This is a genomic window from Pseudoxanthomonas sp. LjRoot204_2, from assembly GCF_056175765.1.
The window spans coordinates 1-4,669 of the sequence record NZ_JBGFFG010000271.1; the positions used below are offsets into that span (position 1 = coordinate 1).

Here is a 4,669-nt window from a genome sequence, read left to right on the forward strand (position 1 = left end):
CCCCTCACCCGCCTTCGGCACCCTCTCCCCGCAGGCGGGGAGAGGGAAACAACCGCACCGCGTCGCGTGATGATTCGCCTGCTGCCCGCAAGAGCTGCGAAGGACGAAGATCATCCCGCGGCTACATTGCGCGCCAGCGCCACGATGACCAAAGCGTAGCCGGCCGCGGCCGCGAACAGCGCGGCACGGAGCACCAGCGCTCGTCGCCGGGCGCCGACGCGTCGCTGGTGGCCTGCCAGACCTTTGGGACATCGGTCGTGATCCATGGGGATTACTCCGGTTTTCGCACGCCATCGAGGGCGAGGTTGAGTTCCAGCACGTTGACGCGCGCAGCGCCCAGCAAACCGAATTGCGGGGCCTCGGTATGCGCGGCGACCAGGCGCTCGACCTCGCTGACCGGCAGGCCGCGTACGCGGGCGACACGGGCGATCTGGATCCGGATGGCTTCCGGAGACAGGTGCGGATCAATGCCGCCGCCGGACTGGGTGACCAGATCGCTGGGCACCGCGTCGGGCGCTACGCCTTCGCGCGTGGCGATGGCGGTGCGGGCCTCGTCAAGGCGCGCACGCAGGTCGGGGTTGGTGCGCGCCTGGTTGCTGCCGGCCAGCGCCATCACGTCGTACTTCGCGGCGGAAGGGCGCGACTGGAAATAGCGGTCGTCGGTGAACGGCTGGGCGACCAGCGACGAGCCGATCACCTTGCCGTCGCGTTCGATCAGGCTTCCGCCGGCCTGGTGCGGGAACAGCAACGAACCCAGGCCGGCACCTGCCAGCGAGTACAGCAGGCCGAAGCCGAGCAACGCCACGCCGGCCAGCACGAGGGCCGGGCGCCATAGGGGCGCGGCGGCGACGGAAGAAGCGGAAGGGGTGTTCATGGGAAATCCTCAGGCGCCGGTGACGGCGGCCAGCAACAGGTCGATGAGCTTGATGGCGGCGAACGGCAGCAGCACGCCGCCGACGCCGTAGACCAGCATGTTCCGGCGCAGCAGCGCGGTGGCGCCGGCCGGGCGGAAGCGCACGCCGCGCAGGGCCAGCGGGATCAACAGCGGGATGATGATGGCGTTGAAGATCAGCGCCGCGATCACCGCGTTGGTCGGGCTGGACAGCTGCATCACGTTGAGCGCCCCCATCGAAGGGATTGCCGAGGCGAACAGCGCCGGCAGGATCGCGAAGTACTTCGACACGTCGTTGGCCAGCGAGAACGTGGTCAGCGCGCCGCGCGTGATCAGCTGCTGCTTGCCGACTTCGACGACCTCCAGCAACTTGGCCGGGTCGGAGTCGAGATCGACCATGTTGCCCGCCTCCTTCGCCGCCTGCGTGCCGGAATTCATCGCCAGGCCCWCGTCGGCCTGCGCCAGCGCCGGTGCGTCGTTGGTGCCGTCGCCGACCATCGCGACCAGGCGGCCACCGGCCTGTTCCTGGCGGATGCGCGCCAGCTTGTCTTCGGGGCGCGCCTCGGCGATGTAGTCGTCCACGCCGGCTTCGGCGGCGATGGCGGCGGCGGTCAACGGATTGTCGCCGGTGATCATCACCGTGCGGATGCCCATGGCGCGCATGTGGGCGAACTTTTCCTTGATGCCGTGCTTGACCACGTCGGAGAGTTCGACCACGCCGAGCACGTGGTTGCCGTCGCTGACGACCAGCGGCGTGGCCCCGTTGCGGGCGACCTGCTCGACGCGCGCGGTGAGTTCGGCCGGCGCGCTGCCGCCCAGCGCCTGCACATGCTTCAGGATCGCGTCCATCGCACCCTTGCGGATGACACGGACGTGGCCGCGGCCATCGTCAGGAAGATCCACGCCGGACATGCGGGTCTGCGCAGTGAAGGCGATGAACTGCGCACGCTCGGGATCGGCCGGGGTAGCGCCCTGCTCGCGCGCCAGCTTCACGATCGACTTGCCTTCCGGCGTGGGATCGGCCAGCGAGGACAGCATGGCGGCGTCGCGCAGCTGCTCGCGGTCGATGCCGGCCAGCGGATGGAACAGCGTGGCCTGGCGGTCGCCGTGGGTGATGGTGCCGGTCTTGTCGAGCAGCAGCACATCGACATCGCCGGCCACTTCCACCGCCTTGCCCGACTTGGCCAGCACGTTGGCCGCCAGCGCGCGGTTCATGCCGGCAATGCCGATGGCCGGCAGCAGGCCGCCGATGGTGGTGGGGATCAGACAGACCAGCAGCGCGACCAGCAGCAGCGGATCGAGCTTCGCACCCACGAAGCCCGCGATGAAGGGCAGCGTGACCACGACGATCAGGAACGTCAGCGTCATCGTCAGCAGCAGCAGGCCCAGCGCGATCTCGTTCGGCGTCTTCTGCCGGTTGGCGCCTTCGACCAGCGAGATCATGCGGTCCAGGAAACTGTGGCCGGGCTCAGCGGTGATCTTCACCACGATCTCGTCGGACAGCACCTTGGTGCCGCCGATCACGCCGCTGCGGTCGGTGCCGGCTTCGCGCAGCACCGGGGCGGATTCGCCGGTGACGGCGGATTCGTTGATCGTGGCCAGGCCCTTGACGATCTCGCCGTCGGCCGGGATCTGTTCGCCGGCAGACACGATGACGTAGTCACCGGGCCTCAGGTCGGCCGCGGGGATGCGACGCTCGGCACCGCCCAGCGGCGTGTCGATGCGGCGTGCGACGAGATCCTTGCGGGCCCGCCGCAGCGACGCCGCCTGGCCGCGGCCACGCGCTTCGGCGACGGCTTCGGCGAMGTTGGCGAACARCACGGTGACGAACAGCAGCGCGGTCACCGACCAGCCGATGCCCGCCGTGGTGGTACCGGCCAAGGTGAGGCCGGCGGTCAGCAGCGTGCCCAGCCAGACCACGGCCATGACCGGGTTCTTGAAGGCGTGCTGCGGGGCCAGCTTGGTGAAGGAGCCGATGACGGCAGCACGGAAGCCCGCGCTGTCGAGCAGGGCCGGCGCACGGCCGGCGGAGCGTGAGGAGGAAGAAGTCATGTCGGTGTTCTCAGAGCGCGCTCAGGGCCAGGTGGTCGGCGATCGGGCCGAGGACCAGCACGGGCATGAACTGCAGCAGGGTCAGGATGACGACCACGGCGATCAGGGTGAGCGCGAAGGTCGGGGTTTCCACCTGGAGGGTGCCGGGGCCTTCGGGCGTGGCGCGCTTGCGCGCCAGCGAACCGGCGATGGCCAGCGGGATGATCAGCGCGGGGTAACGACCGAGCGCCAGCATCAGCGACGCGCTGAGGTTCCACCAGTACGTCGCATCGCCCAGGCCCTCGAAGCCGGAACCGTTGTTGGCGAACGCCGAGACATACTCGTAGAACACCTGGCTGATGCCGTGGAACTCCGGATTGGAATTGCCGGTGATGGACGGCACGGCCAGCGTGATCGCGGTGAACGCCAGCAACGCGAGCGGCTGCAGCAGCACCAACGCGGCGAGCAGTTTCACTTCATGCGCTTCGATCTTGCGCCCGAACAGTTCCGGCGTGCGGCCGGTCATCAGGCCGGCGAGGAACACGCTTAGCAGCAGGTAGACGAGGAACTGCTGCAGGCCGCAGCCGATGCCGCCCCAGATACTGTTCACCAGCATGTTGCTGATCGTCACCAGGCCGGTCAGTGGCGCCAGCGAGTCGTGCATCGCGTTGACCGAGCCGTTCGAGGTCTGCGTCGTCAGTGCGCCCCACAACGCGGACGGTGCGGCACCGAAGCGCACTTCCTTGCCTTCCATCAGCGCGATGTCGCTCGATGTGGCGGAATAGCTCTCCGACCACACGGCCGCACCGGTCGAGATCACCGACATGGTCAGCATGGTGCCGAACACGAGCGCGGTGAATTTCCTGCGGCCGGTGAAGCCGCTCACCATGAAGGCGATGCTGACCGGGATCAGGATGAGGGCCAGCGTCTCCAGCAGGTTGGAAAACGGGGTTGGGTTCTCCAGCGACACGGCGCTGTTGGGGCCATACCAACCGCCGCCGTTGGTCCCGAGCTGCTTCACCGCGACCATCGGCGAGACCGGGCCCAAGGGAATCTTCTGCTCGGGCATCTCCGCGCTCGCGTCGATCGGGGTGGCAACCGGACCGCCGTCCCACGTGGCCGGCACGCCCTGGCTCGTCAGCGCCAGCGACCACACCAGGCACAGCGGCAGCAGGAAGCGCACGGTCGGACGGATGACATCGGCCCAGTAGTTACCGACATCGGCTTCACCGTTCGTGGTGGTGTCCGTCGTTGCAGCGCTCTTCCCACGCCCGCCGAACAGGCCGCGCAAGGTGGCCGCGACTAGGGCCAGCCCCATCATCGGCGTGATCACCTGCAGGCCGACGATCGCGCTGGCATGCGCCAGGTACGACAGCTGCGCCTGGCCGGAGTAGTGCTGCTGGTTTGTGTTGGTGAGGAACGACACCATCGTGTGCAGCGCCAGGTCCCAACGCATGTTGGGGATGCCGTTGGGATTGAGCGGCAGCCAGGCCTGGGTCATCAGGACGCCCCACACGATCACGCCCAGCACCAGGTTGCTGAGCAGGAAGGCCTTGGCATAGCCCTTCCAGCCCATGCCGCGCGAAGGGTCGACGCCGAGCAGTGCGTAGAGGGGGCGTTCGACCAGACCGAACAAACGGTCGCCGCGCATCGGCGCACCACGCATCACCGCGGCGAGATACCGGCCCAGCGGCCAGCCCAGCGCGATCGCGAGCGCGAACACAAGGAAGAATTCAGTCATGGGAG

General features: G+C 68.3%; 3 protein-coding genes. All 3 read right to left on the bottom strand.

All coding sequences use genetic code 11. The features are described 5' to 3' along the window. Positions 1-271 precede the first annotated feature (271 nt). The 3 genes from kdpC to kdpA are packed head-to-tail and all read right to left on the bottom strand — an operon-like array spanning position 272 to position 4,664. A complete protein-coding gene (kdpC, locus tag AC04L7_RS12725; protein WP_435996702.1) occupies positions 272-874 on the bottom strand; it encodes a potassium-transporting ATPase subunit KdpC in 603 nt (200 codons plus the stop codon). 9 nt (positions 875-883) lie between these two features. After that, positions 884-2,944 carry a potassium-transporting ATPase subunit KdpB gene (gene kdpB / locus AC04L7_RS12730; RefSeq protein WP_475513129.1) on the bottom strand — a complete coding sequence of 687 codons (2,061 nt, stop codon included), beginning with the start codon at positions 2,942-2,944 and terminating at the stop codon, positions 884-886. Between the two features lie 10 nt (positions 2,945-2,954). Then, positions 2,955-4,664 carry a potassium-transporting ATPase subunit KdpA gene (gene kdpA / locus AC04L7_RS12735; RefSeq protein ID WP_435996698.1) on the bottom strand — a complete coding sequence of 570 codons (1,710 nt, stop codon included), beginning with the start codon at positions 4,662-4,664 and terminating at the stop codon, positions 2,955-2,957. Positions 4,665-4,669: the final 5 nt, after the last annotated feature.